Below are 26,315 nucleotides of genomic sequence, written 5' to 3'. Positions count from 1 at the left end.
CGTCAGTTCGCGCGGCCGGCGCTGCGGCTAGGGTGATCACGACTGTCCCTGAACAGGAGTGCTCATGCCGCAGATCACCGTCGACTACTCCGCACCGCTCGAAGACGCCTTCGACCGGCGCGGGTTCGCCCTGGCGCTGCACGCGGAGGTGGTCGAGACGGCCGCCGCGAAGATCGGCGCGTGCAAGACGCAGTTCCGCCGGACCGAGGACACCGTCGTCGGCGCGGACACCGGCGGACACGCCGTCGTCCATGTCACCCTCGGTCTGCTCGCAGGGCGGACCGAGGAGGTCAGGGCGAAGCTGACCGAGGCCGTGCTGGAGCTGCTGAAGTCCCATGTGAAGCACGCCGAGGGGCTGGAACTGCACGCCTCGGCCGAGGTGCGCGACCTCGACCCGTCCTACCGCAAGTTCGAGGCGTAACGCCCGCGCCTCAGGCCTCGGGCGGCGCGGCGAGCGCGAGCAGCCGGACGACGAGGTCGGTGAACGGCCCGTCGCCCGGTTCGTTCCCGAGGCTCCTGCGCAGCAGCGCGGCGACCTCCGGGTCGTAGGCGGCGCTCACCGACGCCAGGGCCGCGAAGTCGTGCACGAGCTGGACCTCCAGCTCGCCGCGCGGAATCCGCCGGCCGTCCAGCCAGATCAGCGCGGTCGACTCGACGAGCGAGATCCAGGAACGGATCACCAGTTCCAGCCGGGCGGGCGGGTTCTCGACCTCCAGATGCGACAGGATCTGGAGGTAGGCCGCCTGCCGTACGGCGTCCACGAGCGCGTTGGTGGTCGACGAGCCGACGGCCGGGCCGCCCCGCATCAACGCGGCGAAACCGGGCCCGTGGTCGTCCACGAAGTCGAAGAAGCGGCGCATCACCCGCAGCAGCCGCGCCCCCGGCGGGCCTTCGCGGGACTCCACGAACCGGCCCGCGAGGTCGTCCGCCGCGCGCTGCAACGCCGCTTCGTACAGGCTGAGTTTGCCCGGGAAGTAGTGGTACACCAGCGGTCGGGAGATGCCCGCGGCCGAGGCTATCTCGTCGATGGAGACCTCGTCGGGCGAGCGTTGGCTGAACAGGTCGAGGGCGACGCCGATGAGCTGTTGCCGTCGCTCCTCGACACCCATCCTGCGGCGTACCCCGGTTGTCATGCGGACACTTTACCGATCGGATCCGGCCTGGATCGGGCCGGTGCGGGCGGCGGATGTTCACATGTCCAGCACGATTCGCTCACCTCGTGTCCGCGAGACGCAGATGAGCATCGAGCCGTCACGTTCCGCGTCCGTCAGCAGCTCGTCCCGGTGCTCGATCTCCCCCTCCAGGACCCGCTGCCGGCAGGTTCCGCAGAATCCCTGCTCGCAGGAGTAGAGCGTGCCGGGCAGCTCGGTGCGGACCGCGGCGAGGACCGTCGAGCCGGCGGGCACGGTCACCGTGCGTCCGCTGCGCCGCAGTTCGACCTCGAAGGCGGTGTCGCCCCCGGTGGGCGCGCGGGCGGTGAACCGTTCCAGGTGCAGTGTCGCGTTCGCCGGGATCCGTGCCTCGACCGCGGCCGTGAGCCCGTCCGGTCCGCAGCAGTAGACCGCCGTGCCCGGGACGAGATCCGCGAACAGCGCGTCCAGGTCGGGCAGTCCGTCCTCGTCCTGTGCGACGACGGTGACCTTCGAGCGGTCCAGCTTCCCGATCTCCTCCAGGAACGGCATCGAGGCGCGGGTCCGGCCGCCGTACAGCAACCGCCAGTCGGTGCCCTCCGGGAGAGCCCGCAGCATCGGCAGGACCGGAGTGATCCCGATCCCGCCCACGACGAAGACGTACGCCGGCGCGGCCACGAGCGGGAAGCGGTTGCGCGGTCCGCGCACCTCGACCCGCACGCCCTGACGGAGATGTTCGTGCACCTCGCGCGATCCGCCCCGGCCGTCCTCGACGAGCCGGGTCGCGAGGGTGTAGGAGGAGCGGTCCTCCGGGTCCCCGCACAGGGAGTACTGCCGGACGAGGCCCGAGGGCAGCACCAGATCGAGATGGGCTCCCGGCTCCCAGGGCGGCAGCCCGGTCCCTTCCAGGCGCAGGAGGACGACCCCGTCGGCGACGCGCTCGTGCCGGGTGACCAGCAGCCGCAGGGCCCGGGTGCGGGGCCGGCCGGAGCGGGGATCCTCCAGAGCGGGCAGCGGCCACAGCGGCGACGCCCCGATCCGGCGGCGCAGCGCACGCCGTGCGAGCACGGCCGCGCCGGCGACGGCGACGAGGGTCCCCAGCCTGGCCATCACGCGGCACCCGTGTTCTTCTCGGCGGCCGTCGCGGCCGGGGAGGAGGCGAGATAGGCGACCGCCTGCTCGGTGGAGCCCTCCTGCGAGGGGTGGTAGGTGCGGCTGAGATAGCGGGGGACGGATCTCAGCAGGTCCCCGGTCGGCGGCAGCACGCCCCGTTTTCCGCTGGTGTAGAAGTCCTTGAAGCTCGCCCTGCCGTTCACGAGCGTCGGATCGTTCTCCATGAAGAAGCGGGCGCCGCGCTGCCACAGGAAGACGAGGACGGTGAAGGCGGTCGCCCAGGTCCGCGCCCGCCGCCGGTAGCTGCCGTCGAGGTGCAGGAACAGGTCGAACGCCACCGAGCGGTGCTCGACCTCCTCCGCGCCGTGCCAGCGCATCAGGTCCAGCATGACCGGATCGGCGCCGCGCCGGTCCAGCTCCTCGGCGTTCAGGATCCAGTCGCCGAGGAAGGCGGTGTAGTGCTCGATCGCGGCGATCAGGGCGACGCGCTCCAGCAGCCACCAGCGGCGCGCCCTGCCCGGGGGCAGCGTCCGGTCGCCGAGCAGTTTCTCGAAGAGCCAGTCGACCTGCGCGGTGTACGGCGTCGGGTCGAGCCCCAGCTCCGCCAGGTGGGGCAGCACCTCGTCGTGCGCCTGCGAGTGCGTGGCCTCCTGCCCGATGAACCCGATGACGTCCTGGCGCAGCCGCTCGTCCCGGATGAGGGGCAGGACCTGCCGGTAGACATGCACGAACCACCGCTCGCCGGCCGGCAGCAGCAGGTGCAGCACATTCATGGTGTGCGTGGCGAACGGCTCGTCGGGCACCCAGTGCAGCGGTGTGTCCTCCCACGAGAACGACACCTTCCGTGCCTTGAGAGCCGTCCGCTCGGACTCGACCGGCCGGGGCTGCCGGGCGTGCATGTTAGACATGGCGTCAATGTACTGACGGGTAGGCGCCTGGAGAAGCCCTGTGCGCCCACTTGTTTACGTCCATGTCAGCAATCCGCGCCGGGTGTCCGGTCCATTGTGGTGCACGGGCGTTCAGTGCAGCCCGCTGATCCCCCGGCCGTCCGTCAGGGTTCCCTTCAGCTCGGCCCGCGCTCCTTGCGCCGCCCGTACGGCGAGCAGGGGCCCCGTGGCGGAGCCGCGCACCCCGCCCGTCGCGGCGACCGATGCCGTCCCCTTGCCGCCGGCCGCGAGGAGGTACCACCTTCCCGCACCGGACTTCCACAGCACGCCGGCGAGCACATGCGGATCGCGCGAGCCGCAGGCCGGGGAGTTCTCGGCCTGCGCCACGACCGCCCCGTACGTCGCGCCGGGGGTACGGAACTGGGCCAGCACCCGGGGGCCGCCGCCCCGCCAGGTGTCGGCGCGGGTGCACAGCCAGGTGGCCGGTCCGCTCCCGTCGGGCAGCGGCTGGCTCGCGTACCGCCAGGCGTTCACGGTCCGCACGCCCTGCGAGCGCATGGAGGCCAGCGAGCACGCGAAGGGCGCCCATTCCCGCAGGTTCCGCGCTCCCGCCGCCTCCCGGGGCGCGGCCGGCCGGCCCGCGGTGAGATGGGCCGGGATCAGCTCGCCGAGGTCGGAGAGCAGCCGGGTGCCCGAGGCGTCCTCGACCTGGAGCACGTTCCACGACGTGCACGCGCCGGTCCCCGGTGCTCCGGCCAGCGGAGAGGTGGAGCCGTCCGCGGACAGGGTGAGGTCCATCGCCCCGGCGGAGGGCTTCAGCAGGTCGCGTTCGGCGGCCTTGGTCACCCAGGGGGCGGTCAGATAGCGGACGTTGCCGTCGGTCCGGCCCAGTACCACCGCGCTCGCCTCCGCCCCGCTCGCGCCGTCGGCCCGCGCGAAGTCGAGGGCCGCGCCGCCCGTGCCGTCCTTCGGCTCGGCGTAGCGCGCGATGCGCAGACCGTCGTGGAGGAGCACCACGTGGGCCTGGTCGACATCGCCCGCGTACAGCAGCTGGGGAGGTCCGGGCGGAGGGCCGGAGGGTGTGCCGGGCGCCGCCGAGACGTGGACGGACTCGCCGGGCCGGGCCCAGACGGCGAGCGCGCGGCGCAGCAGGGCGGTGTCGTCGACGAGGCCACCGCGCGCGGGCCAGACGGAGAAGTCGGTGCGGGCGGAGGACTCCCAGGCCGCGGGCGCCACCCGCTCCAGCCGGGCGGGGTCGAGCGCGGCCTCGGCGGCCGGGTTCTGTGCGTAGGAGGGGGCCGCGGCGCCGTCCGGGCCCCAGCCGTCGCCCGGCAGCGCGAGGAGCGAGCCGCAGACGGCCACGGCGGCGGTGGCGGCGAGCGCGGCCTTCAGGTGCTGCCTGCGCCGCATCAGATCGGTGGGCCGGGCCTGAAGGGAGCAGGCGTCGAACTCGGGGGAGTCGAGCAGCGCGTCCCGTGCCTCGACGCCCGAGGCCTCCTTCAGCGCCGCGGCCGGGTCCTCGACTCCCGCGGCCGCCAGCACCTGGCGCAGCCGCGGGTCGGCCAGCTTCTCCAGACCGCGCAGCACATACGCGGCGCGAGCCGGCCCCGAGAGCGCGGACAGCCGCTGTTCCAGGGCGAGTTCGTCGGCGCCGCCCGAGCGGGGGAAGAGCCGCAGGCCCCACACCAGGGGGAGGAACGGCGGAAGCTGGGACCGTTTGGGCCACGCCCGCCGCCTGAGCGGCAGTCCCGCCTCCAGCGCCGTACGCACCACCTGGAGGCGTACGAAGGCGTAGCCCGGGTCGCCGTCGCGGCCTCCGCCGCCCTGCTGGGCCGGGATCACCGAGGCGTCGCCCGCCGCCCGGCCCCGCGGCAGGGCGCGCTGGGTGAGGGCGTGCGCGGTCAGTACGCGCCGGTTGCGGCCGAGGCCCGGCGGAAGCATCAGATAGGCGAGCCGGACCAGCCGCGGGTAGTGCTCGACGAGGGCGGCCTCGGCCTGCTCGACGTCGACGAGGGCTCCGGAGGAGGGCGCGGGGCGCGGGGCTACATCCTGTGACTGCACGTTCAGCAGAACGAGCGAATCCGCGGATGGTCACCGGACCCGCCGAGGACCCGGTCCGAGGAGTCGGTTCGAGGACTCAGTCCGAGGATTCCCCGGGTTCCACGAGAAGCCGTGCGTAGTTCGCCATCGACCGCTGGTAGCGCGGCAAATGGGGGGCCAGCGCGCCGATCACCAGGGCCAGGCCCTCGCGTTCGCGGCCGAGGTCGGCGAGACAGAGCGCCAGACAGGCCCGCACCGCGTCGTCCAACTCGTCCGAGGTTCCGACCAGTTCCGGGGTGAGGAGCTTGACGCCCTCGTCCGCCTGTCCGATGTTCCGCAGCGAACTGGAGAGCTGGATCTTCGCCCGGCGGCCCTTGTACCCGCTCAGGCCCCGGGCGAGTGCCTCCCGGTACAGGGGGACGGCCTTGTCGGAGTGGCCGGTCGAGTCCCAGGCGCAGGCCTGCTCGAAGGGGCCGAGGGGACTGTCCGCGGGCAGTTCGGCGACCAGCGCGTCGATCACGGCCCGGAAGTCCGCCGCCCGCTCTTCCTCGTAGTCGTCGAAGCCGGCCCAGGCCGCCGTCGTACGCTCTTCCCAGTCTTCGTTCACGGGTGCCACCCTCGCACAGCCGTGTCCTGGGCGGTACCGGGTTCCCTGTCCGCCGAAAGGGCGGATTGAGCACCGGGCGGCCCGGAGCCGTATCGAAGGCAGAGCCCCTGCCGGGGCTCTTCTCGGCGTGAACGCCGACAGGTACCGGAGGAACGTATGAGGTTGACACGCGGGAAGCTTCTGGCCGGGGCCGCCCTGCTGGCACTGACGGGCTGCGGCGGATCGGACGGCAAGGACGCGGCGGCGAAGGAGACCGTCCCGGCCACGGCGACCGGCAGTCTGGAGGAGCTGGCCGCCGAGGTGAAGTGCAAGCCGAGCATCCAGACCGACGCGGACGAGATACGCCAGGCTGTCTGCAAGATCAGCACCGGCAAGTTCATCCTGGCGACCTTCGCCACCGACCGCGGCCAGCGCGAGTGGCTCGACGGGGCCAAGGACTACGGCGGTTCGTACCTCGTGGGCGCCAAGTGGGTCGCCGTCGGAGACCAGAAGATGGTCACGACGCTGCGTGGCCGGCTCGGCGGGAACCTGGAGCAGGGGACCTCGCACCACGCGGGAGGCAGCGGTGACGGGGGAACCGGGACCGGGCACTCCGGTCACCACAGCGGCTGACCGCGCGGGACCCGGGAACGAGAAGGAAGAAGGCCGGTGGCGGGATCTCCCGCCACCGGCCTTCTCAGGTGTTGCTTACAACTCAGGTGTTACTTACAACGCTGACCGTTGTTGATGCAGGTGACCATCTTGTTCATCAGGGCGTCGTCGAAGACGTTGATGAAGTCGTCGTGGTCGGTGGTGGCCTTGTGCAGCTGCTCCGGGAAACCGTCCACCGCGTAGGCGTTCTTGATCTGCCCGTTGGTGAGGGTCGGGGCCCGGAAGCCGTAGACCAGGCGCATCGTGAGCTGCGGGATCGCCTTGAAGCCGTTGGCGCAGTTGCCCTGGGCGTCGGCGAAGGCCACGTGCGTACGGTGGTTCGCGCTGTCGGCGTTCACCCCGTCCCAGCAGCTCTGGAAGGCGAAGGTGCGGACCACGTTGCTGCCGCGCGGGCAGATCGGGTACTGCGCCGTGAGCTGCACCTTGTTCTCGAAGCCGGTGCAGCTCCAGTGGGCGTTGGCGTTCGCGAGACCGTTGGTCGTGGTCTTCGCGTCACCGGTGATGATGCGCATGAACTTCGGCATCGCGACGACCTTGCTGGTCGGGCTGCCGACGAACTTGATCTGCGCCTGCCTCACCTGCTGGATCGCGCCGACGTTGAGTTCCTTGCCGCCGCCCAGGTTGTTCTGGTCGAAGTCCTGCGTACCGTTCTGGATACGCACGACCGGCCAGAAGTACGACGACTTGTCGCCCTGGTTGGCGCAGGAGGTCTGGGCCGCCGCGAAGGTGTCGTTGTTGGCGAAGGCGTCGTTCGACTGGTTGCCGACGTAGTCGTGCAGGTGGTGCGCACCGTTGGTGACACCGGGAGCCACGATCACGTTGTCCGTGTTGAACTTCTTGTTCGCGTTGACACCGCAGGACGTGCTGAACACACCGGACGAACCGGCCGCACCGGTCTGCGGCTTGCGGGCGACGTTCGGCTGGACCTTCGTGATGTCGACGAAGTCGGCCGCGACCGGACCGTTTCCGGCCTGTCCGCCGTTGCCCGGCTGCGCCGCACCACCGGCAGGGGCGCTCGCGCTTGCGGAGGCACCCGCACCGGCACCCGCACCGGCACCCGCGCCCGCACCGGCACTCGCGCCGGCGGACGGAGCGGCCGTGGCGCCGCCGTTGTTCTGCCCGCCGTTGGCCTGTCCGGCCGCGGGCTGTCCCGTGCAGTTGGAGAGACCGTCGAGCCAGCTCGGAGCCTTGCCGCCGACGCGGTTGATCTCCAGCTTGATCCGGTCGATGATCACCGACCGGTTCTGCTTGAGCGGCGTGAGGATGGAGTTCTGGACGAAGCTCGCGTCTCTCGTCTGCGCGTCACGGGTGGTCGCGAGGCGCTGGTAGGCGTCGGTGATCTGCTGGTCGAGCGTCGCCAGTTCCCCGTCGACCTCGCCCCGCGCCTGCTTCGGGACGTTGGACAGCTTCTGGCCGACGTCCGGACACTGGATGGTGGCCACTTGTGCGCCCGCGGCCTTGGTGGTGTTTCGGCCCGAGTTGTTGCTCTCGTGTGCCGAGGCGTAGAAATTCGCCCAGACCAGCCCACCCCCGCCGATCGCGAGCGCTGCCGACGCGGCAACGGCGCGAACGGCCAGCGGCGAACGTCGTTTTCGAATGTTGCGTCCCATGGAACTCCTCTGACTTCCTTGCGGGGCAGCGAGGCGCCCGACAGGAGTGAAGCGGCTCCTTTCCATACGCGGGAGGTGCGCGAGGTGTTCAGGGGTCTCGAAAGAATCTTAGAAAGTCGTGAGGCCAATTCGGTCACAATGGTCTCAGAAGCCCGCGAATTCACGAGAGTTGATCTCGAAATTCAGGTTTGAGGGCGATTTCTTGACTCGTATTCAGTAGTCGGGCTCGAGGAGCGCAGCCCGCCGGCCGTCGCGTGACTCGGGCGGGCGGCCTCAACTGCCCCGCCGAACGGCCAAGTTCATGGCCGGCTCCGGCCGCCGGGTGAGCGGAGGATGCCTGCCGGCGGACAAGAGCGGTTCGCCGTGCCGAATCCCTCCGAGGGGCACGGCGAACCCGTCCGCACGACGGGCCCGGAATGTCCGGGCCGGGAATTTCCGGGTTTCACATTCCGAGGACCTTCGCCTCCACCGCAGGATCCAGTCCCACCTTCGGCCGGTCGGCGCGCCGGGGTTCGGGGCCCCCGAGCGACCGGAGCCAGCTCCATGTGTCCTCGACGGTCTCCTCGACGGGCCGGCACCGCAGGCCCGTCCGCAGTGCCCGTGAGACATCGCCCGAGTACACCGAGGCGTGCAGTTCGCTCCCGGGCGGCACCCACACCGGCAGCTGCGTCCACGGCTCGATCCCGGCCGCGAGCACGGTCTCGGGGTCCGTCCAGCGGAGCTCGGCCCGTGCCCCGGTGGCCCGGACACACGCGTCGAGCAGCGCCCCCATCGTGCCGTGCCCCGGGGGACCGGCCAGGTTGTACGCCCCGCCGAGTTCCGCCTCCACCGCACCGAGCGTCCACTCCGCCAGGTCCCGGACGTCGATGTACTGGAGGGGCAGGTCCCGTGGCCCCGGAGCCAGCACCGGACCCCCCGCCGCGATCCGGTTCAGCCACCACGGCAGCCGCCCGATGTTCTCGTAGGGCCCGAGGATCAGCCCGCACCGCACGAGCAGCGAACGCCCGCCGCCGAAGGCCTCGACGGTGGCCAGTTCCCCGCCCCGCTTGTCCCGGGCGTAGTCGCTCGCGTCCGCGCCGGCCGACGCGCCCTCCACGAGCGGCGCGTTCTCGGTGTACCCGGCGGCACGGGGCCAGGCGTACACCGAGCAGCTCGACACGTACACATGGCGGGACACCCGTCCCGCCAGCAGGCGGGCCGCGTCCCGGACGGCCCGCGGCGCCGCCGACCAGGTGTCGACGACGGCGTCCCAGGTGTCCGTGGTGCCGGCGAGCGCCGCGAGCCCGTCCGGCGAGGTGCGGTCGCCCAGCAGCGACCGCGCCCCGGCCGGCGGTTCGTGGCGGCCGCGGTGGAAGACCGTGACGTCCCACCCCCGGGCGAGCGCGGCCTCCACGACCGCGCGCCCCACGAACTCCGTACCACCCAGCATCAGAAGTCTCCGTGTCATACGGACGACTCTGCCCGCACGGCCCGCCTGGAGGCACGCGAATCTGCCGACAGAAGATTCGCGGGGCGGGCCGACACCCGGCCGGAACCGGGCCGTTCACCGGACGGACGGGTCAACGGCCCATCGGCGGGGTGTACTTGTACCCCACCCGGCGCACTGTCTGGATCGCCTGCCGGTGCTGGGTGCCGAGCTTGCGGCGCAGTCGCGCGACATGGACGTCGACGGTCCGTCCGTCGCCGACATGTCCGTAGCCCCACACCGTGGAGACCAGCTGGTCGCGGGTGTGCACCCGGTGCGGATGGCGGACGAGATGCGCGAGCAGCTCGAACTCCAGGTACGTGAGGTCCAGTTCCCGCCCGTCGACCTCGGCGGTGCGCTGCACGGCGTCGACGCGCACCAGCGGGTCGGCGGAGCCGTCGCCGGTGGCCTCGGTGAGGTCACCGGTGGCGGCCGGGAGTTCGGCCGGGCCGGTCACGCCGACTGGGAACAGGGGCTGCTGGTCGGCCGGTACGAGGACCAGGTAGCCGATCATCGGCGGCTGTCCCGGCAGGACGGGCAGCGCGTTCTGGGGGGCGGGCAGCCAGGTGGCGCCCGGCGGAAGGAAGGTGGCCACGTCCGGGACCTCGTCCCGGTCGACGGCACGCAGGCGGTGCCGTCCCGGGGCGGTCGAGGGGACGGGGGACGTCGCGACGGAGGAGAAGGATCGAGTGGTCGCCATGAGAGGTCAGCTCTTTCGCGCGAGAAGTTCGTCGGGAGGTTCGACGGCCGCGAGTTCGTGGTCGGGCTCGTCGAGGACGTACGTCGTGCGCGCTGGCCGAAGGCCGGGGTGTACGGCTTTAGAGGGCCGGCGCGTTCGTCGCGCGACAACACACCCGGTCGAAGTCGTGGTGCTGACGGGAGGGCCAGAAGGGCTCGAGGTCATGGCGACCCGTCGCGATGCACTTCTGGAAGTTGGCCATGAACCTATTGAAGCAGACACGGCCCCGTGACAGGAGCCTCCTCTCACCGCTCGGACGCTTCCTGGCGTGAAGCCGACGTCGCCCGCGGATCAGCCCGTCAGGCGTTTGCGCCGGATCAGGGGTGTCACCTCGGTCGCCTGGTCCGGATCGCCGTCCCGGGCCACGGACAGTCCGGCCTTCTCGCGCACGTCGTCCGGCAGTTCGGGCACCGGTCGCCCCGGCCGCCGGTCCCCACCGCCAGCGCGCGCAGTGCGGGCGCCGGGACAGCCCCCACCGACAACGCGAGGGGGCGCCCACCGTGACGGTGGGCGCCCCCTCGGGACGAGCTGGGCGGGATCAGACCTGGCCGGCCTTCTCCAGGGCGGTGCAGCAGGTGTCGACGATGAGACGCGTCACGACGTACGGGTCGACGTTCGCGTTCGGACGACGGTCCTCGATGTAGCCCTTGCCGTCCTTCTCGACCTGCCACGGGATGCGGACCGAGGCGCCGCGGTCGGAGACGCCGTAGCTGTACTCGTTCCACGGGGCGGTCTCGTGCAGGCCCGTCAGACGGTCGTCGATGCCGGCGCCGTAGTTCTTGACGTGGTCCATCGGCTTGGAGCCCTCGCCGAGCGACTCGCACGCGGTGATGATCGCGTCGTAGCCCTCGCGCATGGCCTTGGTGGAGAAGTTGGTGTGCGCGCCCGCGCCGTTCCAGTCGCCCTTCACCGGCTTCGGGTCCAGCGTCGCGGAGACACCGAAGTCCTCGGCGGTGCGGTAGAGCAGCCAGCGGGCGACCCAGAGCTGGTCCGAGACCTCGAGCGGCGCGAGCGGGCCGACCTGGAACTCCCACTGACCGGGCATGACCTCGGCGTTGATGCCGGAGATGCCGAGACCCGCCTTGAGGCAGTTGTCCAGGTGCGCCTCGACGACGTCACGGCCGAAGATCTCGTCCGCGCCGACACCGCAGTAGTAGCCGCCCTGCGCGGCCGGGAAGCCGCCCTCGGGGAAGCCGAGCGGGCGCGCGCCCTTGAAGAAGGTGTACTCCTGCTCGATGCCGAAGATCGACTCCTGCGCGGCGAACTTCTCCGCGACCTCGGCCAGCGCGGCACGGGTGTTGGACTCGTGCGGCGTCATGTCGATGTTCAGCACCTCGCACATGACGAGGATGTCGTCGCCGCCGCGGATCGGGTCCGGGAAGCTGGCCACGGGCTTGAGTACGCGGTCCGAGGCGTGACCCTCGGCCTGGTTCGTCGAGGAGCCGTCGAAGCCCCAGATCGGCAGCTCCGCACCCTTGGCGTCGTCGGCCAGGATCTTCGTCTTGGAACGGAGCTTGGCCGTCGGCTCGGTGCCGTCGATCCAGATGTACTCAGCCTTGAAGCTCACGGGCCACATCCTTCGGGGTGGGTCTTGAACGCACTTGCGGGTGCTGCGGCGCTGCGGCACTGGGGCGCCGCCGGGGATGTCCGGAAGCCTGTCAATCAGCGGTTTCCCGATCATTGCCCGAATGTGAACCCCGTGTTACCTGGGTCGTATGTGCCCGGTCTCACACGACCCGTTCCGGCGCGGCCGCCCGCGTGTGATGGTTCGCGGCCGCGATCGTCCGGACCGCCGCCCGCCCCGGACCCGGCGGTCCGCAGGGGGCTGCTCGTATGCGATCAGGGTGAGGACGGCATGGGCGGTGTGCCCCCTTGCGGGCCGGTTCGGGCGCCCCGGGGGCGCGCCGCCCGTCCTTGCGGGAAGTCGCCCCGCTCATGCGAAAGCCCCGCCGCCTCCGACCCGTGACAGGTCGGCGACGGCAGGGCTTTTGATCCGTTCTGCCTGTTATCCCACCTTCTCGATGAGGGCTCGGCGGATCAGGAACTTGCCCGGCTCGCGGACCTGCTCGAAGGCCGCGTTGTTGAGCAGGGCGCAACTGCCGGACACCGAGGTGACCTCGACGGTCGTGGACTTGTTGTTGTCCAGGTTGGTGACCTTCAGCTTCGTTCCGGCCGGGAACTGGTTGCTGGACGCGGCCGGCGCGCCGCCCTCGCCGGAGAGCGTGACGGTCGAACCGTTGCAGACCTGCTGACCGGTGGCGGCGCCACCGCCCGCGTTGTTCGCGGGGGCGCTCTGCGCCGGAGCCGCGGGGGCGGCCTGGGCCGGTGCGGACTGCGCGGGCTGCGCGGGCTGCTGGGCGTTCTGCTGGCCGGTCTGGGAGTCCTGAGCCGATTCCCCGACAGCGCAGCCCGACGCCTGCTGCTGAACCTTGATCTGCGCGATGACCGCTTCGCGGTTCGCGATTCTGGCCGCCGACTGGGAGTCGGGGTGGGCCTTCTGGTCGGCGATGAAGCTCTGGTTGTTGCCGAGCGCGCCGGCCAGGCCTTGACATGCCACCGAGGTCTGAGCGGTCTGCACGGACGCCGCGTTCGAGGTGGCGGCCAGGGCGAAGGCCCCGCCGCCGGCCACGGTCGCCGCGCTGACCAGCAGAGCGATCTTCTTCTTGGTGCTGAGAGTTCTCCTACGCGACATGCGCGCCTCCAGAGAGTGGGGGAGCGTTACGCCGCTATGTACGAGATGCCGAACGTGGTTACTCAACGGTTACGGCATTCACTTAAGTAACCTGGATCACACGGCAGTTGAGGAGGCCCCGGGCGCGGACCCGGCCGGCTGCCGGGACATGGCCTCCCGTACCGCCTCCTCCGTGCGGCCCACCAGCGCGGTCCCGTCGTCCGCGGTGATGATCGGCCGCTGGATGAGCTTCGGGTGCTCGGACAGCGCCTTGATCCACCGGTCCCGTGAACCGGCGTCCCGCGCCCACTCCTCGATCCCCAGCTCCTTCGCCTCGGCCTCCCCGGTCCGCGTGATGTCCCACGGTTCGAGACCGAGACGGTCGAGGACGTCGCGGATCTCGTCCTCGCCGGGCACGTCCTCCAGATAGCGGCGGACGGTGTACTCGGCGCCCTCGGCGTCGAGCAGGCTGATCGCGCTGCGGCACTTCGAACAGGCCGGATTGATCCAGATCTCCATGCCCCACACGTTACGGCAGGCACCTTCGGACACGGCTGTCACGGCACCCCCAGAGCCCCTGTGGCCAGCGACTTTGTCAGTGCCCGGCGGTAGAATAGAAGCAGTGTTCGAGGGTGTCGCCGGGGGGTCCGACGGCGCCCTGACCGCGACAGGAGGATGCCCGTGCCCGCTGCCGCACTGAAGCCGCTGCCCACCCAGTCCACATCGAAGACGGCGGTCCTGCTGGATCTGCCGTACGAGCCCGTGAAGAAGCGCCCGCTGCCGCCGGGGCGCCCCCGCGACTGGTACATCACGCACAACCGCCGGCTCAAGGCGATGCGACTCGCCATCGCCCTGCTCGACTCCGGTGTGTACGTACCGAACCAGGCCCGTGACGAGAAGATCCGCAGCACCGCGCAACTCATCGGCGTGCACCCGCCGTCGGACAGCACGTGCCACATGGTGCGTGCCCTGATGAGGTACGCGCGCTGACAGTCCGAGCGCGCCTTCACCGGCGCCGGGTGTCCCCGCCCCGTAGGGGGGACACCCGGCACCGGCCCGGACCGATCCCGGCGCCGGCACCGACCGGGGTGCCGGCGCCGGCCCGTGGTCCCGGCGCCGGTCGGTCGTCCGGGCCGGGCCGCCTCACTGCGCCGACAACTCCCGCTCCAGGGGCGTCCGGAAACGTGGGGTGATCCGGGTGTCGCCCACCCAGGCGCCGAGGCGCCCGGCCTCCGCCGAGATCGCGTCCAGGGCCTCACGGCCGACGCCGGTGTCCAGAAGCCGCCAGACGATGTCGCCGTCGGGCCGCTGCGCCCACCCCCCGACCACCCGTCCGTCCCACCACACCGTCGGCCCCACATTGCCGCTGCGGTCGAAGAGGGCGGGCCGCAGGGACGGTTCGAGGAACCAGTCCCGATCCGGCCGGCTCATGGGCGCCGGATCGAGGGCGGGCAGCAGGGCGGCCCAGGGCGCGTCCGGCCCCTCGACCGGGCCCTCGTCGCCCGCCGCCACGTACGCCGTGACCCCGTCGTCGAGCGAGACGGTCACCGCCCCGCTCGCGGCCAGCGCCCGCCGTACGTCGGTGACCTTCCACCCCGTCCACCACTTCAGGTCGGCCTCGGTGGCGGGCCCGCAGGCCGTGAGCCAGCGGTTCAGCAGCGCGGAGCGGGCCTCGGCGGGAGGGAGCGGGGGATGCGGCGGCGCGACCGCCCAGCGGAACTGGCTCGACGTCCAGGACCCGAGCGGACGCCCCCGCACCACCCGGCCCTCGGTCCCCAGCAGGCGCATCAGGCGGGACGACACGGTCTGCACGCTCTCGTAACTCTTCCCCGCCGCGTAGACGAACTGCTCCTTCAACCGCGGCTCGTCCCCGGTGAGTTCGTTCACCGTGGCCTGTCCGCGCCGGGCCAGCGCGGCGAGCGCGGACGCCTCGACCTCGTCGAGCCACGGCCCGGTCAGCCGCCCGTCGCTTCCGGCGGCCAGGTCCTTGACCAGTCCGGCACGGGTCTTCGCGGCGATGTCGAGCGCCGTCGAGGCGTGCACGACGGCCGCCAGGCCGGTGGGGAACACGAACACGGTGTTGCGCATGCCGTGCATCCGTACGAGCGAACGGTCCTCGTACAGGGCCCGCTCCACCCGCGCCACCGTCGTCCGGGCGTCCCTGAGCCGCGCGCCCACCGCGAGGTACACCGTCGCCGGGTCGGTGCCGTGCAGCGCGACCAGGGAGTCCGCCACCTCCTCAGGCGTCTTCGCCCGCGCGGCGGCCACGAGCCGCTGCCGCAGCCCGAGCCGTGCCCGCCGCTCCGCCACCCCGATATGCCGCGGCTTCCCCGTCACGTCGTCTCCGTCCCCTCGCTCCGTGCTCCTTGCTCCGCGTTCCTCATCCTCTCGGACGTCCGCCCCTCGCGGGACGACGTTCACCCGTTGGGCGCAGCCGGGCATGCGGCGGCCCCGCCCGCGGCCTTGACTGGGGCCACCGCGAGGAAGCGGGATCCGGAGGCGCACCAGGACCACGTGGGGAGAGACGATGCAGCAGAGGGACGGCATACGAGGACCGGTCCGACTCGCCCTGGCCGTGTCCGTGGTGGCGGCCCTGGCCGCGCAACTGACCGCCTGTTCCGACGACAGCAGCCCCTCCGACGCCGCGTCCAAGGCCGCGTCCGCCGCTTCCAAAGCCGCGTCCGCCGTCTCGGAGGCCGCGTCCGCCGTCACCGAGGCCGGTGACGCCCTCGCCTCCGCGACCGCCGAGGCCGGCCGGAAGTTCGACGAGTTCAAGGGCGGCGTGGACGCCAAGGGCGAGGTGAAGCTCGACGGAACCGCGAGCCCCGACTCCGACGGGCGCGCCACGGTCAAGGTCACCGTCACCAATCCCACCTCCTCGGCGAAGTCCTACGTCGTCCAGGTCGACTTCACCGACACCAGCGGCAACCTCCTCGACACGACCGTCGTGACGGTGGACGACGTCGCTGCAGGCGCCTCCAAGGACGGCACCGCCCGCAGCAACCGCTCCCTCACCGGTGACGTCAAGACCGACGTCGCCCGCGCCGTGAGGCACTGACGGCCGTGCTCCGCAACAGCGTCACGGCCACCACGGCGGACCGGGCGGCCCGGGGGCGGGCGGCCCGCAAACTGGTGCCCCGTTCCGCGCACGGCGTCTGGATCCCCGCCGCCGACCGCCCCGACCCCGTCGGCCTCCTCCAGGCGCAGGGCAGGGACCGGCTTCCGGAACTGCTGCCGATCCGGTACGCGCGGATGGCCGCTTCGCCGCTCGCCTTCCTGCGCGGGGGCGCCGCCGTCATGGCGGCCGACCTGGCCGCCCAGCCCCACACCGGGCTCACCGTCCAGCTGTGCGGCGACGCGCACCTGCTGAACTTCGGCCTGTACGCCGCCCCGGAACGCTCCCTGCTCTTCGACCTCAACGACTTCGACGAGACCTTCCCCGGCCCCTTCGAGTGGGACGTCAAACGCCTCGCGGCCAGCGTCGCGGTCGCGGCCCGGGAGAACGGGCACAAGGAGGAGCACGTCTTCGGCGCGGCACGAGCCGCCGCCGGGCAGTACCGCGAGGCCGTGCGACGGCTGGCCCGGCAGGGCGAACTGGCCGTCTGGTACCAGCACATCGACGCCGACCTGCTGCTGCCGCTGGTCCGCTCGGGACGCCGGCGCCGGCGCGCGGAGGCCACCCTCACCCGGGCCCGCCGCCGCACCAGCCTCCAGGCCCTCGGCAAACTCACCGAGACCGTCGGCGGACGCTGCCGCATCATCCACGACCCGCCCCTGCTGGAACCGGCCGGAGCCATGGACATGGCCTCGCTCCGCAAGATCTTCAGCGACTACCGCTCCACACTCCCCGAGGAACGCCGTCTGCTCCTGGACCGCTACCGGTTCGTCGACGCGGCCCGCAAGATCGTCGGCGTGGGCAGTGTCGGCACGCGCTGCTTCATCGTGCTGCTCGCCGGGCGGGACGCCGACGACCCGCTGTTCCTACAGATCAAGCAGGCGGGCCGGTCCGTACTCGAAGAACATCTGCCGAGCGGCCCGTACGTCCATCCCGGGCGCCGGGTCGTCGCGGGCCAGCGGCTGATGCAGGCCGCGGGCGATGTCTTCCTCGGCTGGACGACCGGCCCCGAAGGGCGCTCGTTCTACTGGCGCCAGCTCCACGACATGAAGGCCGGCGCGGACGTGGGCGGCATGAGTCCTGGTGAACTGCGCGCCTACGCCCGGCTGTGCGGCACCGCCCTGGCCCGCGCGCACGCCCGCTCCGGCGACCGCGTGGCGATCGCCGCCTATCTCGGCGGCGCCGACACCTTCGAGCGGGCCGTCGCGAACTTCGCGCTGCGCTACACCGACCGCAACGCCACCGACCACGCGGCTCTGGGCGCGGCGGTCATCGCGGGTGTGGTCCCGGCGACTCCGGGGGTGTGAGGCCGCCGGCCGGTCAGGCACCGGCGGCCGCGCGCACCGGGACGCCGAGGCCGGAGAGGGCGAGGCCCAGGAGCCGGCGCCGGTCCTCGGCGTGGTCCCGTGGCCGGACGGCTCCTTTTCGGGGGAGGCGGGCCGGCGGCGGAGCCCGTTCGGTTCAGGAAGAGGCGGGAGCGCCGTTCGCGTCCGGTTCGGGGGTGCCGGCCGGTTCGGGCGTGCCCGCGGCACCCGTCCCGGAGGCGGCCGTCGGCGCGCCCTTCGCGGGTGCGGCCGTACCGCCCGCTTCCGGTCCCGTTTCCGGCGGCGCGGTGGTGGCGGCCGCCTTCGCCCGGGCCGCGGCGACCGCCTCGCGCAGGTGGTCCTCCTGGTCCTGGCTCAGCGAGGTCTGCACCAACTGGCCGCCGAACTCGGCGATCTGCGGGATCACCTTGTCCCCGGCCGCCTGCTTGACCAGGACGAACAGCGCGGCCGCGCCCGGCCGCAGATTCTGGCTGAGATCCTTCATGAACTTGTCGTCGATGCCGGTGTCCGTGATCGCGCCTCCGGCGGCACCGGCCGCCGCGCCCACCGCCGCACCGAGCAGAGGCGCCAGGAAGAGCAGCCCGATGACACCGCCCCACAGCGCGCCGCCGGCCGCGCCGACGGCCGTGTGACTGACCGCCTGATGCAGCTTGATCCTGCCGTCCTCGCTCCGCTCGACGACGACCGCGTCCTCCAGCTCGACGAGATGCTGCTTCGACAGCTCGAACAGCTTGTCGCGTACCCGGCCGGCGGTGGCGACATCGTTGTAGGCGACGACGAACAGATTGCTCATGAGGGCACCCCTTGTGTCGATTTCGTACGACTTTATAGCGACATGAGGAGGGGTGCAGTCGGGGAAAAGTACGTCCTTTACGCCGCCAGGAACGCCGGAAGTGATGACGGACCCGGCGCGGTCACAGCCCCGGGGCGCCCCAGATCGGGAACCAGCGGGCGAGGTCCTGCTCGATGCGCAGGTCGTCGGCCAGGGCCGCCTTGATCTGGAGTTCGAGCGCGTTGTCGCGCCGTTCGCCGCCGTCGGCGAGCGGCGCGAAGGGAAAGAAGGTCCCGCGCTTGTACAGATAGACCAGACCGAGCCGCCGCTGCCCGGTGTCCTCGAAACCCACCACGGAGCACAGGAGCTGGGGACCGAAGCCGGTGCCCTCCAGGGAGCTGTTGACCGCGTGCAGATCGCTCACCAGCGCCGGCAGGTCGTCGGGCGCCCGGCGGGAGACCAGCCACGAGTAGCCGTACTCGTCCCGGATCGGTTCCACCCTCGGGCCCGTCCGCCCGGTGTCCGCGTCCAGCAGGTCCTGTGCCTCCTGACGGGCCTGGGCGAAGGCCCCGCCCTCGACGGAGGTGAAGCACACCGCTCCCGTGCCGGTCGGGACGAACCCGGTCGCCGCCTGGAGGGTCACGGCCGCCGACGGCAGGCCGAAGAGCCGGTCGAGGTCGGGTGCGGCGGGCTTGCTGCGGCCGAGCAGGATGTCGAGGAACCCCATGCGGTCAGAGAACCTCTCCGGGAGCCGGGGCGCCCGTGTCCGGCACCGCGGGCTCGCCCAGCTCGGCGGAGATGCGGGCCAGTTGTCCGAGCCGCTGCTCCAGGCTCGGGTGGGTGGAGAACAGGTTGGCGATGCCCGGCTGGGCGCCGAGCGCGGGGGTGAAGTAGAAGGCGTTGAAGGCCTGCGCGGTCCGCAGGTCCTTCGTCGGGATCCGGCCGATGTCACCGGTCACCTTGGTCAGCGCGGACGCCAGCGCCGAGGGGCGGCCCGTGAGCAGGGCGGCGGAGCGGTCGGCGGCCAGCTCGCGGTACCGGGAGAGCGCCCTGATCAGCATGAAACTGATGGCGTACACGGCCGCGGACACCGCCATCACCACGGCGAACACGGCCACGGTGTTCTGGTCCTTCTGGCCCCGCCCGCCGAAGAGCTGCGAGTAGAACGCGAACCGCACGATCAGCCCGGCGAGGACCCCGAGGAACGACGCCACGGTGATCACGGCGACATCCTTGTGCGCCACGTGCGACAGCTCGTGCGCGAGGACGCCCTCCAGTTCGTCGGGCTCCAGGCGGCGCAGCAGCCCCGTGGTCACGCAGAGGACCGCGTGATCGGCGTTGCGCCCCGTGGCGAACGCGTTCGGCATGTCGAGGTCCGACACTGCGACCAGCGGCTTGGGTATGTCGGCCACGGCGCACAGCCGGTCGACGACGCCGTGGAGCTGGGGATACTCCTCCCGCTCCACGATCCGTCCGTGCATGGCGTACAGCGCGATCCGGTCCGAGAACCAGTACTGCGCGACGAGGAGCCCGGCCGCGATCACGACGACGAGCACCCACGACTTCAGCAACACGATCAACGCGGCGACGAAGGCCACGTACAGCAATCCGAGCAGGAACAGCGTGACCGTCATCCGCACGGTCAGCTGCCGATCGCTCCGGAATCGGTTCCGCATCTCGCACCACCCTGCAGTCGGGCACTCGTCCCGCTCTCCATTGTGCGCCCGCGGTTCCCCATGAACAGGTGCCGATAGGCCCCGCGGTGGGCAAAGGAATTCCCCCTGGGCGCGCGGCCCCGCGCCCGTTGCCGACGGGGAGAAACGCGTCGGCCGCGCCCCTCCCGGAGGAAGGACGCGGCCGAGGACGTGTGCGGCTGGAGCGACGGGTTTACACGTCGAAGTACAGCTCGAACTCGTGCGGGTGCGGACGCAGCTGGAGCGGCGCGATCTCGTTCGTGCGCTTGTAGTCGATCCACGTCTCGATCAGGTCGGACGTGAAGACGTCGCCCGCGAGCAGGAACTCGTGGTCGCGCTCCAGCGAGTCGAGGACGGCCGGGAGCGAGGTCGGGACCTGGGCGACGTTCGCGTGCTCCTCGGGAGCCAGCTCGTAGAGGTCCTTGTCGATCGGCTCGGCCGGCTCGATCTTGTTCTTGACGCCGTCCAGACCGGCCATCAGCAGGGCCGCGAACGCCAGGTACGGGTTGCCGGAGGAGTCGGGCGCGCGGAACTCGACGCGCTTGGCCTTCGGGTTCGAGCCGGTGATCGGGATACGCATGGCCGCGGAGCGGTTGCGCTGCGAGTACACCAGGTTGACCGGGGCCTCGAAGCCGGGGACCAGGCGGTGGTACGAGTTCACCGTCGGGTTGGTGAAGGCGAGCAGCGACGGGGCGTGCTTGAGGATGCCGCCGATGTAGTAGCGGGCCATGTCCGACAGGCCCGCGTAGCCGGCCTCGTCGTAGAACAGCGGGGAGCCGCCACTCCACAGGGACTGGTGGACGTGCATGCCCGAGCCGTTGTCACCGAAGATCGGCTTCGGCATGAAGGTCGCGGTCTTGCCGTTGCGCCAGGCGACGTTCTTCACGATGTACTTGAAGAGCTGGAGGTCGTCGGCCGCGGCGAGCAGCGTGTTGAACTTGTAGTTGATCTCGGCCTGGCCGGCGGTGCCCACCTCGTGGTGCTGGCGCTCGACCTGGAGGCCGGACGCGGCCAGCTCCAGGGAGATCTCGGCACGGAGGTCGGCGAAGTGGTCGACCGGCGGGGTCGGGAAGTAGCCGCCCTTGTAGCGGACCTTGTAACCGCGGTTGTCCTCGAGCGCGCCGGTGTTCCAGGCGCCGGCCTCGGAGTCGATGTGGTAGAAGGACTCGTTCTCGGCGGTCTTGAAGCGCACGCTGTCGAAGACGTAGAACTCGGCCTCGGGGCCGAAGTACGCGGTGTCGGCGATGCCGGTGGACGCGAGGTAGGCCTCGGCCTTCTTGGCCACGTTGCGCGGGTCACGGGAGTACTGCTCGCCCGTGATCGGGTCGTGGATGAAGAAGTTGATGTTGACCGTCTTGTCGCGGCGGAAGGGGTCGACGCGCGCGGTGGACAGGTCGGCGCGGAGCGCCATGTCGGACTCGTGGATGGCCTGGAAGCCGCGGATGGAGGAGCCGTCGAACGCGAGCTCCTCGGTCGGGTCGAAGGCCTCGGCCGGGATCGTGAAGTGCTGCATCACACCCGGCAGGTCGCAGAAGCGGACATCGACGAACTTGACGTCCTCGTCCGCGATGAACTTCTTGGCCTCGTCGGCGTTCTGGAACATCCAGCTCCTCCTACTCCCGCCCACTGTGGACCGGGGTGGTAGTTCGTTCGTGCGGCCAGTGCGGTGGCACACGCTGGGGCCGACCATAGGGACGGGGGATTTCTCCAGCGTGACCCATTTGTTTCGCCCAAGTTAACCGACCACGGCCCTCCGGGCCCCTCCTGTCCGTATGGCAAAACGGGCACAGTACCTTGGACGGGTGGACAACAGGCAAGCAATCGGATCGTGGCTCTCCGGCCCCCGCGCGGCTGCGGAGGAAGCCGGTGTCGACTTCGGATACCGGGGCGAACAGCTCGGTCTCCCGGAGCACGGACCGGGCTCGATCGCCCGCCCCGGACGCCGTATGGGCGCCCTCGCCGTCGACTGGGGTCTGTGCCTCCTGATCGCATACGGGCTGCTCACCGACGGCTATGACCAGGCTACGGGCAACTGGGCCCTGCTGGTCTTCTTCGCTCTCGGTGTCCTCACGGTCGGTTCCGTCGGCTTCACTCCGGGCAAGCGTCTGCTGGGTCTGCGTGTCGTGGCCGAGGGCGGCGGGCGGCCGAACCCGCTGCGCGTCCTGCTGCGCACCGCGCTCCTGTGCGTGGCCGTTCCGGCCCTGATCTGGGACCGCGACGGCCGGGGCCTCCATGACCGCCTGGCCCACACGATCGAAGTCCGCACCTGACGCCGGCGCACACCCCCCCCGCCCGACCCCACCCCGACGAGTGAACGACCGGGCGACGGGGAAGGGCCACCCGCCACGGCGGGGCACCGGCCTGGTGAAGGGCGACCAGCCTCGGCGGAGGGCCACCTGCCACGGCGAAGGCCGCCCGCCCCGGCGAACGGCCACCGGCCACGGCGGGGCACCGCTCTGGCGAAGGGTGACCCGCCCCGGTAAGGGAACGACCGGCCCGGCGAACGGCCACCGGCCACGGCGGGCCACCGACCCTGGCGAAGACCGACCCGCCCCGGTGAGCGGACGACCGGCCCGGGCGAAGGGGTACCTGCCGCGCGGCGAAGGTTGCACGTTCCGACAAAGGGCCACCCGCCACGGCGGGGCACCCGACCCTGGCAAAGGGCCACCGCCCCGGTAAGGGAACGACCGGCCCGGCGAAGGGCCACCTGCCACGGTGGGGCACCCGACCCTGGCAAAGGGCCACCGCCCCGGTAAGGGAACGACCGGCCCGGCGAAGGGCCACCTGCCACGGTGGGGCACCGGCCTGGTGAAGGGCAACGCGCCCCGGCGAAGGACGACCCGCCACGAGGGAACGACCGACCTGCCCCCGCGGAGGAGAAGCTCGCCCCGCGGTGGGGACGCCGCCCGGCGGAGGAGAACCCCGCCCCGCGGAGAGGGCGCCCGCAACGACGATGGGGCGCCCGGAGAATTCCGGGCGCCCCATCGTCGTAGGACTGGTCAAGCCGGCGCGAGCGTCACCGCTTGGGACCGCCCCGCGGCATCCGCATGCCCTTGGGCATCGGGCCCTTCGGCAGCGGCATGTTGCTCATCAGGTCGCCCATCGCGCGCAGCCGGTCGTTGGTCGCGGTGACCTGGGGGCCGGCGAGCACACGCGGCAGCTTCAGCATCGTCGTGCGGAGCTTCTTCAGCTCGACCTGGCCCTCGCCGGTGCCCACGAGGATGTCGTGCACCGGGACGTCCGAGACGATCCGCGCCATCTTCTTCTTCTCGGCGGCCAGCAGGGTCTTGACCCGGTTCGGGTTGCCCTCGGCGACCAGCACGATGCCGGCCTTGCCGACCGCGCGGTGCACCACGTCCTGGCTGCGGTTCATCGCGACCGCCGGGGTCGTGGTCCAGCCTCGGCCGACGTTGTCGAGCACCGCCGCGGCCGCGCCCGGCTGGCCCTCCATCTGCCCGAAGGCGGCCCGCTCGGCCCTGCGTCCGAAGACGATCGCCGTCGCGAGGAGGGCGAGCAGAAGCCCGAGAATGCCGAGATAGACCGGGTGGCCGATCAAGAAGCCGATCGCGAGGAAGACACCGAGGGTGAGAATTCCGACAGCCGCGAGTACAAGACCGATCTTGGAATCGGCCTTGCGGGTCATTTTGTACGTCAGAGCGATCTGCTTGAGTCGCCCGGGGTTCGCAGCGTCCGCTGCGGTTTCCTTCCTCGCCATGTCCACGAGTCTACGTGGCCCGCGAAGTGCCGACGACGGCAGTACCGGGCGAGCGGGGCCGCGGCTGCCGTGACCGGATCGCCCGGCGCTGACCGGCGCCGATCAGGAACGGGTGACGGATTCCAGCACGCGCTGCGCCTCGACCCGGTCCTTGGCGCGGCGGCGGTCCTCCAGGACGGAGGTCCAGGCGTTGCGGCGGGCGGTGCGCTGCCCGCTGCTCATGAGCAGCGATTCGACGGCACGCAGTGCATCGGTGAACGACGGAATCGCGGTGGCGCGTACGGGCGCGGCCTGCATGATGCAGATCCCCCCTAGGGATCGACGGCTCGGACGGGGACGTGTGTGACGTGGAACCAGAGTCACTGACTGGTGTTACCAGTACGTGACCGAGCGGTCAAACACCAATGAAACCTTGATACCGCGGGTCGTTTTCCTACCCCCTTCCTGACGTCGCGTTCAGCTGCGGGGACGCCGTGAGGGGGTGTGAACGGGCCGTTGTGAAGGGCGAGTTGCTTGTGCGCGGATTCACACGAAAGCGGTGGCACTCGGTGCCACCGCTTTCCTTTCGCAACGTGTGCCGTTCGGGGGATCAGACCGCCTGGGAGGCGACGTACGCGCCGCGCTTCTCGATGGCCATCTGGTAGAGGCGGCCGGCCCGGTACGAGGAGCGGACCAGCGGGCCCGACATGACGCCGGAGAAGCCGATCTCCTCGGCCTCCTCCTTGAGCTCCACGAACTCCTGGGGCTTGACCCAGCGCTCCACGGGGTGGTGGCGCACGGAGGGGCGCAGGTACTGCGTGATCGTGATGAGCTCGCAGCCCGCCCCGTGCAGCTGCCGGAGCGCCTCGCTGACCTCTTCGCGGGTCTCGCCCATGCCGAGGATCAGGTTCGATTTCGTGACCAGACCGTAGTCACGGGCCTCGGTGATGACCTTGAGCGAGCGCTCGTAGCGGAAGCCCGGACGGATCCGCTTGAAGATCCGCGGGACCGTCTCGACGTTGTGCGCGAAGACCTCGGGGCGCGAGGAGAAGACCTCGGCGAGCTGCTCGGGCTCGGCGTTGAAGTCCGGGGCGAGCAGTTCGACCTTGGTGCGTCCGGCCTCGCGGCCGGCCGTCTGCGCGTGGATCTGGCGGACCGTCTCGGCGTACAGCCAGGCGCCGCCGTCCTCCAGGTCGTCGCGGGCGACGCCGGTGATGGTGGCGTAGTTCAGGTCCATCGTGACGACGGACTCACCGACACGGCGCGGCTCGTCCCGGTCCAGGGCCTCCGGCTTGCCGGTGTCGATCTGGCAGAAGTCGCAGCGCCGTGTGCACTGGTCACCGCCGATGAGGAACGTGGCCTCGCGGTCTTCCCAGCATTCGTAGATGTTGGGACAGCCCGCCTCCTGGCAGACGGTGTGCAGGCCCTCGCTCTTCACGAGTGCCTGCATCTTCGTGTACTCGGGGCCCATCTTCGCCCGGGTCTTGATCCACTCGGGCTTGCGCTCGATGGGGGTCTGGCTGTTCCGGACCTCCAGGCGCAGCATCTTGCGTCCGTCGGGTGCGACTGCGGACACATCGGCTCCCTGTAACTTCGATTCTTCGGCGTACACCAGGGTACGCCCGTGCGGTTCTCGGCCCCCGAGGTGGGCAACCTTCGGGAGCGGGGGTGCATTCCCGAGGGGTCTCCGCCGTGGAGGCGCGGGCTCAGGCCCGGGGTGCCTTCCACGACGCGCGGGCTCGGCTCTACGCCGGGGTGCGTTCCACGACGCGCGGCTTCAGGTCCGCGTTCGCCAGGATGTCCCCGAGGTGCTTCTCGGCCACCGGCAGGACCTCGTCGATGGTCACGTCACGGCCCAGCTCGCCCGCGAGCGAGGCGACGCCCGCGTCGCGGATGCCGCACGGGATGATCCGGTCGAACCAGGCGTTGTCCGGGTTCACGTTCAGCGCGAAGCCGTGCATGGTGACGCCCTTGGCGACGCGGATGCCGATCGCGGCGATCTTGCGGTCCTCGCGGCGCTGGCCCGCGTTGGACGGGGCGTACTCCGGGCCGTTGAGCCGGGGGTCGAACTCCTCGTCCTGGAGCCGGGGGTCGAAGTCGAGGGAGAGTCCCCCGAGCGCGGGGGCCCCCTGGGCGGGGTCCTTGGCGTCACCGAGGATCCAGACGCCGCTGCGGCCCTCGACCCGGCTCGTCTCCAGGCCGAACTCCGCGCAGGTGCGGATGAGCGCCTCTTCCAGACGGCGTACGTGGGCTACGACGTCCACGGGACGCGGGAGCTTCTGGATGGGGTAGCCGACCAGCTGGCCCGGACCGTGCCAGGTGATCTTGCCGCCGCGGTCCACGTCGATGACGGGAGTGCCGTCCAGGGGCCGCTCGTTGTCCGCCGTGCGCCGGCCCGCGGTGTACACCGGGGGGTGCTCCAGGAGCAGACAGGTGTCGGGGACCTCGTCCAGGAACCGGGCCGCGTGCACGCGGCGCTGCTCGTCCCACGCCTCCTGGTACTCGACGGCCTCGGCACCGAATCCCATGCGGACGAACCGCAACTCACTCACGGTAAGCGCCTCCCTAGAAGCTTCCTCGGACACGTGGTGGTCCCCGTGCGGGGGACGCGGAGGAACCTTTCGTCAGGTCCGTCGCGCGCCCACGCCACTGTACGTCCGCCGGATCCGCGTCAGCCCGACAGCTAATCCTCACACGATCGGATGAATGAATGTCGATGTGTGCGATGACGTGCTCACGCTCCGCTACATTCGCGCCGTTCACTAGGCCATAAGGGCTGCTCACAGGCAATCCGGGCACAGG

The 26,315-nt window shown here is 71.2% G+C and carries 26 protein-coding genes; 6 read left to right on the top strand and 20 right to left on the bottom strand.

Translation table 11 applies throughout. The annotated features are described in order from the left end of the window. Positions 1 to 64: 64 nt before the first annotated feature. Positions 65 to 421 carry a 5-carboxymethyl-2-hydroxymuconate Delta-isomerase gene (locus OG410_RS13110; RefSeq protein WP_329299295.1) on the top strand — a complete coding sequence of 119 codons (357 nt, stop codon included), beginning with the start codon at positions 65 to 67 and terminating at the stop codon, positions 419 to 421. Positions 422 to 431: 10 nt separating this feature from the next. On the opposite strand, the gene OG410_RS13105 is transcribed toward OG410_RS13110, so the two are convergent. From OG410_RS13105 to OG410_RS13085, 5 genes are all read right to left on the bottom strand, one after another. Beyond that, complete coding sequence (locus OG410_RS13105) at positions 432 to 1,133, bottom strand: TetR/AcrR family transcriptional regulator (protein ID WP_329299294.1); 702 nt, start codon at positions 1,131 to 1,133, stop codon at positions 432 to 434. A gap of 57 nt (positions 1,134 to 1,190) precedes the next feature. Further along, the gene (locus OG410_RS13100) at positions 1,191 to 2,240 is read right to left on the bottom strand and encodes a PDR/VanB family oxidoreductase (RefSeq protein ID WP_329299293.1); all 1,050 of its coding nucleotides are present in this window, start codon (positions 2,238 to 2,240) and stop codon (positions 1,191 to 1,193) included. Continuing rightward, complete coding sequence (locus OG410_RS13095; RefSeq protein ID WP_329299292.1) at positions 2,240 to 3,151, bottom strand: metal-dependent hydrolase; 912 nt, start codon at positions 3,149 to 3,151, stop codon at positions 2,240 to 2,242. Before OG410_RS13095 ends, OG410_RS13100 begins: the two co-directional genes overlap by 1 nt. Before the next feature lie 111 nt (positions 3,152 to 3,262). Further along, positions 3,263 to 5,191: a hypothetical protein gene (locus tag OG410_RS13090; protein WP_329299291.1), complete on the bottom strand. Its 1,929-nt coding sequence runs from the start codon at positions 5,189 to 5,191 to the stop codon at positions 3,263 to 3,265. A 76-nt stretch (positions 5,192 to 5,267) separates the two neighbouring features. Then, complete coding sequence (locus OG410_RS13085) at positions 5,268 to 5,777, bottom strand: tetratricopeptide repeat protein (protein WP_329299290.1); 510 nt, start codon at positions 5,775 to 5,777, stop codon at positions 5,268 to 5,270. A 156-nt stretch (positions 5,778 to 5,933) separates the two neighbouring features. Between OG410_RS13085 and OG410_RS13080 the strand changes: the two genes are divergently transcribed. After that, positions 5,934 to 6,389, top strand: a complete 456-nt coding sequence (locus OG410_RS13080) for a hypothetical protein (RefSeq protein WP_329299289.1) — start codon at positions 5,934 to 5,936, stop codon at positions 6,387 to 6,389. An 89-nt stretch (positions 6,390 to 6,478) separates the two neighbouring features. Here OG410_RS13080 and OG410_RS13075 read toward each other — a convergent pair whose 3' ends face one another. From OG410_RS13075 to OG410_RS13050, 6 genes are all read right to left on the bottom strand, one after another. After that, positions 6,479 to 8,038 carry a DUF1996 domain-containing protein gene (locus OG410_RS13075; protein WP_329299288.1) on the bottom strand — a complete coding sequence of 520 codons (1,560 nt, stop codon included), beginning with the start codon at positions 8,036 to 8,038 and terminating at the stop codon, positions 6,479 to 6,481. 442 nt (positions 8,039 to 8,480) lie between these two features. Beyond that, on the bottom strand, positions 8,481 to 9,467 hold the full coding sequence (locus OG410_RS13070) for an SDR family oxidoreductase (RefSeq protein WP_329304107.1): 987 nt from the start codon (positions 9,465 to 9,467) through the stop codon (positions 8,481 to 8,483). Between the two features lie 130 nt (positions 9,468 to 9,597). Continuing rightward, positions 9,598 to 10,203: a winged helix-turn-helix domain-containing protein gene (locus tag OG410_RS13065; protein ID WP_329299287.1), complete on the bottom strand. Its 606-nt coding sequence runs from the start codon at positions 10,201 to 10,203 to the stop codon at positions 9,598 to 9,600. A 577-nt stretch (positions 10,204 to 10,780) separates the two neighbouring features. Continuing rightward, positions 10,781 to 11,809 (bottom strand): glutamine synthetase, encoded by a 1,029-nt coding sequence (gene glnII, locus OG410_RS13060; RefSeq protein WP_326788189.1) that lies wholly within the window; start codon positions 11,807 to 11,809, stop codon positions 10,781 to 10,783. Positions 11,810 to 12,247: 438 nt separating this feature from the next. Further along, positions 12,248 to 12,934 carry a hypothetical protein gene (locus OG410_RS13055; RefSeq protein ID WP_329299286.1) on the bottom strand — a complete coding sequence of 229 codons (687 nt, stop codon included), beginning with the start codon at positions 12,932 to 12,934 and terminating at the stop codon, positions 12,248 to 12,250. A gap of 96 nt (positions 12,935 to 13,030) precedes the next feature. Continuing rightward, positions 13,031 to 13,432 (bottom strand): arsenate reductase family protein, encoded by a 402-nt coding sequence (locus OG410_RS13050; protein WP_329299285.1) that lies wholly within the window; start codon positions 13,430 to 13,432, stop codon positions 13,031 to 13,033. A gap of 162 nt (positions 13,433 to 13,594) precedes the next feature. On the opposite strand from OG410_RS13050, the gene OG410_RS13045 reads away from it, so the two are divergent. Further along, complete coding sequence (locus OG410_RS13045) at positions 13,595 to 13,903, top strand: hypothetical protein (protein WP_329299284.1); 309 nt, start codon at positions 13,595 to 13,597, stop codon at positions 13,901 to 13,903. A 153-nt stretch (positions 13,904 to 14,056) separates the two neighbouring features. Here the strand turns inward: OG410_RS13045 and OG410_RS13040 are convergent, their stop codons facing one another. Further along, entirely contained in the window at positions 14,057 to 15,250 is a 1,194-nt protein-coding gene (locus OG410_RS13040) for a winged helix DNA-binding domain-containing protein (protein ID WP_329299283.1), read from the bottom strand. Positions 15,251 to 15,440: 190 nt separating this feature from the next. On the opposite strand from OG410_RS13040, the gene OG410_RS13035 reads away from it, so the two are divergent. Both OG410_RS13035 and OG410_RS13030 read left to right on the top strand, forming a co-directional pair. Next, positions 15,441 to 15,971: a hypothetical protein gene (locus tag OG410_RS13035; protein WP_329299282.1), complete on the top strand. Its 531-nt coding sequence runs from the start codon at positions 15,441 to 15,443 to the stop codon at positions 15,969 to 15,971. Between the two features lie 5 nt (positions 15,972 to 15,976). After that, the gene (locus tag OG410_RS13030; protein ID WP_329299281.1) at positions 15,977 to 17,335 is read left to right on the top strand and encodes a DUF2252 domain-containing protein; all 1,359 of its coding nucleotides are present in this window, start codon (positions 15,977 to 15,979) and stop codon (positions 17,333 to 17,335) included. A 154-nt stretch (positions 17,336 to 17,489) separates the two neighbouring features. Here OG410_RS13030 and OG410_RS13025 read toward each other — a convergent pair whose 3' ends face one another. The 4 genes from OG410_RS13025 to glnA all read right to left on the bottom strand — a co-directional run bounded on the left by OG410_RS13025 (position 17,490) and on the right by glnA (position 21,422). Beyond that, positions 17,490 to 18,146 (bottom strand): DUF1269 domain-containing protein, encoded by a 657-nt coding sequence (locus tag OG410_RS13025; protein WP_329299280.1) that lies wholly within the window; start codon positions 18,144 to 18,146, stop codon positions 17,490 to 17,492. Positions 18,147 to 18,267: 121 nt separating this feature from the next. Then, complete coding sequence (gene pspAB / locus OG410_RS13020; RefSeq protein ID WP_329299279.1) at positions 18,268 to 18,852, bottom strand: PspA-associated protein PspAB; 585 nt, start codon at positions 18,850 to 18,852, stop codon at positions 18,268 to 18,270. A gap of 4 nt (positions 18,853 to 18,856) precedes the next feature. Beyond that, entirely contained in the window at positions 18,857 to 19,801 is a 945-nt protein-coding gene (htpX, locus tag OG410_RS13015; RefSeq protein ID WP_329299278.1) for a zinc metalloprotease HtpX, read from the bottom strand. A gap of 211 nt (positions 19,802 to 20,012) precedes the next feature. Continuing rightward, positions 20,013 to 21,422 carry a type I glutamate--ammonia ligase gene (gene glnA, locus OG410_RS13010; RefSeq protein WP_329299277.1) on the bottom strand — a complete coding sequence of 470 codons (1,410 nt, stop codon included), beginning with the start codon at positions 21,420 to 21,422 and terminating at the stop codon, positions 20,013 to 20,015. Between the two features lie 199 nt (positions 21,423 to 21,621). On the opposite strand from glnA, the gene OG410_RS13005 reads away from it, so the two are divergent. Beyond that, positions 21,622 to 22,089, top strand: a complete 468-nt coding sequence (locus OG410_RS13005) for an RDD family protein (RefSeq protein ID WP_329299276.1) — start codon at positions 21,622 to 21,624, stop codon at positions 22,087 to 22,089. Between the two features lie 746 nt (positions 22,090 to 22,835). Here OG410_RS13005 and OG410_RS13000 read toward each other — a convergent pair. The 4 genes from OG410_RS13000 to lipB all read right to left on the bottom strand — a co-directional run bounded on the left by OG410_RS13000 (position 22,836) and on the right by lipB (position 26,065). Then, positions 22,836 to 23,534, bottom strand: coding sequence for a DUF4191 domain-containing protein (locus OG410_RS13000; RefSeq protein ID WP_328453233.1), 699 nt, complete (start codon positions 23,532 to 23,534; stop codon positions 22,836 to 22,838). A 102-nt stretch (positions 23,535 to 23,636) separates the two neighbouring features. After that, complete coding sequence (locus OG410_RS12995; protein ID WP_326788203.1) at positions 23,637 to 23,831, bottom strand: SCO2195 family GlnR-regulated protein; 195 nt, start codon at positions 23,829 to 23,831, stop codon at positions 23,637 to 23,639. A gap of 292 nt (positions 23,832 to 24,123) precedes the next feature. After that, positions 24,124 to 25,089 carry a lipoyl synthase gene (gene lipA / locus OG410_RS12990; RefSeq protein ID WP_329299275.1) on the bottom strand — a complete coding sequence of 322 codons (966 nt, stop codon included), beginning with the start codon at positions 25,087 to 25,089 and terminating at the stop codon, positions 24,124 to 24,126. A gap of 169 nt (positions 25,090 to 25,258) precedes the next feature. Next, entirely contained in the window at positions 25,259 to 26,065 is an 807-nt protein-coding gene (gene lipB, locus OG410_RS12985) for a lipoyl(octanoyl) transferase LipB (RefSeq protein ID WP_329299274.1), read from the bottom strand. Positions 26,066 to 26,315: the final 250 nt, after the last annotated feature.

The organism is Streptomyces sp. NBC_00659 (assembly GCF_036226925.1).
Classification (GTDB): domain Bacteria; phylum Actinomycetota; class Actinomycetes; order Streptomycetales; family Streptomycetaceae; genus Streptomyces.
The sequence above is the reverse complement of the archived record's forward strand: the minus strand, read 5'-3'. Positions and strand labels throughout refer to the sequence as shown.

Excerpts from the sequence above, each read along its gene's own strand:
- OG410_RS13110 (WP_329299295.1), top strand. The coding sequence starts at position 65 with ATGCCGCAGATCACCGTCGACTACTCCGCACCGCTCGAAGACGCCTTC.
- OG410_RS13105 (WP_329299294.1), bottom strand. The coding sequence starts at position 1,133 with ATGACAACCGGGGTACGCCGCAGGATGGGTGTCGAGGAGCGACGGCAA.
- OG410_RS13100 (WP_329299293.1), bottom strand. The coding sequence starts at position 2,240 with ATGGCCAGGCTGGGGACCCTCGTCGCCGTCGCCGGCGCGGCCGTGCTC.
- OG410_RS13095 (WP_329299292.1), bottom strand. The coding sequence starts at position 3,151 with ATGTCTAACATGCACGCCCGGCAGCCCCGGCCGGTCGAGTCCGAGCGG.
- OG410_RS13080 (WP_329299289.1), top strand. The coding sequence starts at position 5,934 with ATGAGGTTGACACGCGGGAAGCTTCTGGCCGGGGCCGCCCTGCTGGCA.
- OG410_RS13075 (WP_329299288.1), bottom strand. The coding sequence starts at position 8,038 with ATGGGACGCAACATTCGAAAACGACGTTCGCCGCTGGCCGTTCGCGCC.
- OG410_RS13070 (WP_329304107.1), bottom strand. The coding sequence starts at position 9,467 with ATGCTGGGTGGTACGGAGTTCGTGGGGCGCGCGGTCGTGGAGGCCGCG.
- OG410_RS13065 (WP_329299287.1), bottom strand. The coding sequence starts at position 10,203 with ATGGCGACCACTCGATCCTTCTCCTCCGTCGCGACGTCCCCCGTCCCC.
- OG410_RS13055 (WP_329299286.1), bottom strand. The coding sequence starts at position 12,934 with ATGTCGCGTAGGAGAACTCTCAGCACCAAGAAGAAGATCGCTCTGCTG.
- OG410_RS13050 (WP_329299285.1), bottom strand. The coding sequence starts at position 13,432 with ATGGAGATCTGGATCAATCCGGCCTGTTCGAAGTGCCGCAGCGCGATC.
- OG410_RS13035 (WP_329299282.1), top strand. The coding sequence starts at position 15,441 with ATGCAGCAGAGGGACGGCATACGAGGACCGGTCCGACTCGCCCTGGCC.
- OG410_RS13025 (WP_329299280.1), bottom strand. The coding sequence starts at position 18,146 with ATGAGCAATCTGTTCGTCGTCGCCTACAACGATGTCGCCACCGCCGGC.
- pspAB (WP_329299279.1), bottom strand. The coding sequence starts at position 18,852 with ATGGGGTTCCTCGACATCCTGCTCGGCCGCAGCAAGCCCGCCGCACCC.
- htpX (WP_329299278.1), bottom strand. The coding sequence starts at position 19,801 with ATGCGGAACCGATTCCGGAGCGATCGGCAGCTGACCGTGCGGATGACG.
- glnA (WP_329299277.1), bottom strand. The coding sequence starts at position 21,422 with ATGTTCCAGAACGCCGACGAGGCCAAGAAGTTCATCGCGGACGAGGAC.
- OG410_RS13000 (WP_328453233.1), bottom strand. The coding sequence starts at position 23,534 with ATGGCGAGGAAGGAAACCGCAGCGGACGCTGCGAACCCCGGGCGACTC.
- OG410_RS12995 (WP_326788203.1), bottom strand. The coding sequence starts at position 23,831 with ATGCAGGCCGCGCCCGTACGCGCCACCGCGATTCCGTCGTTCACCGAT.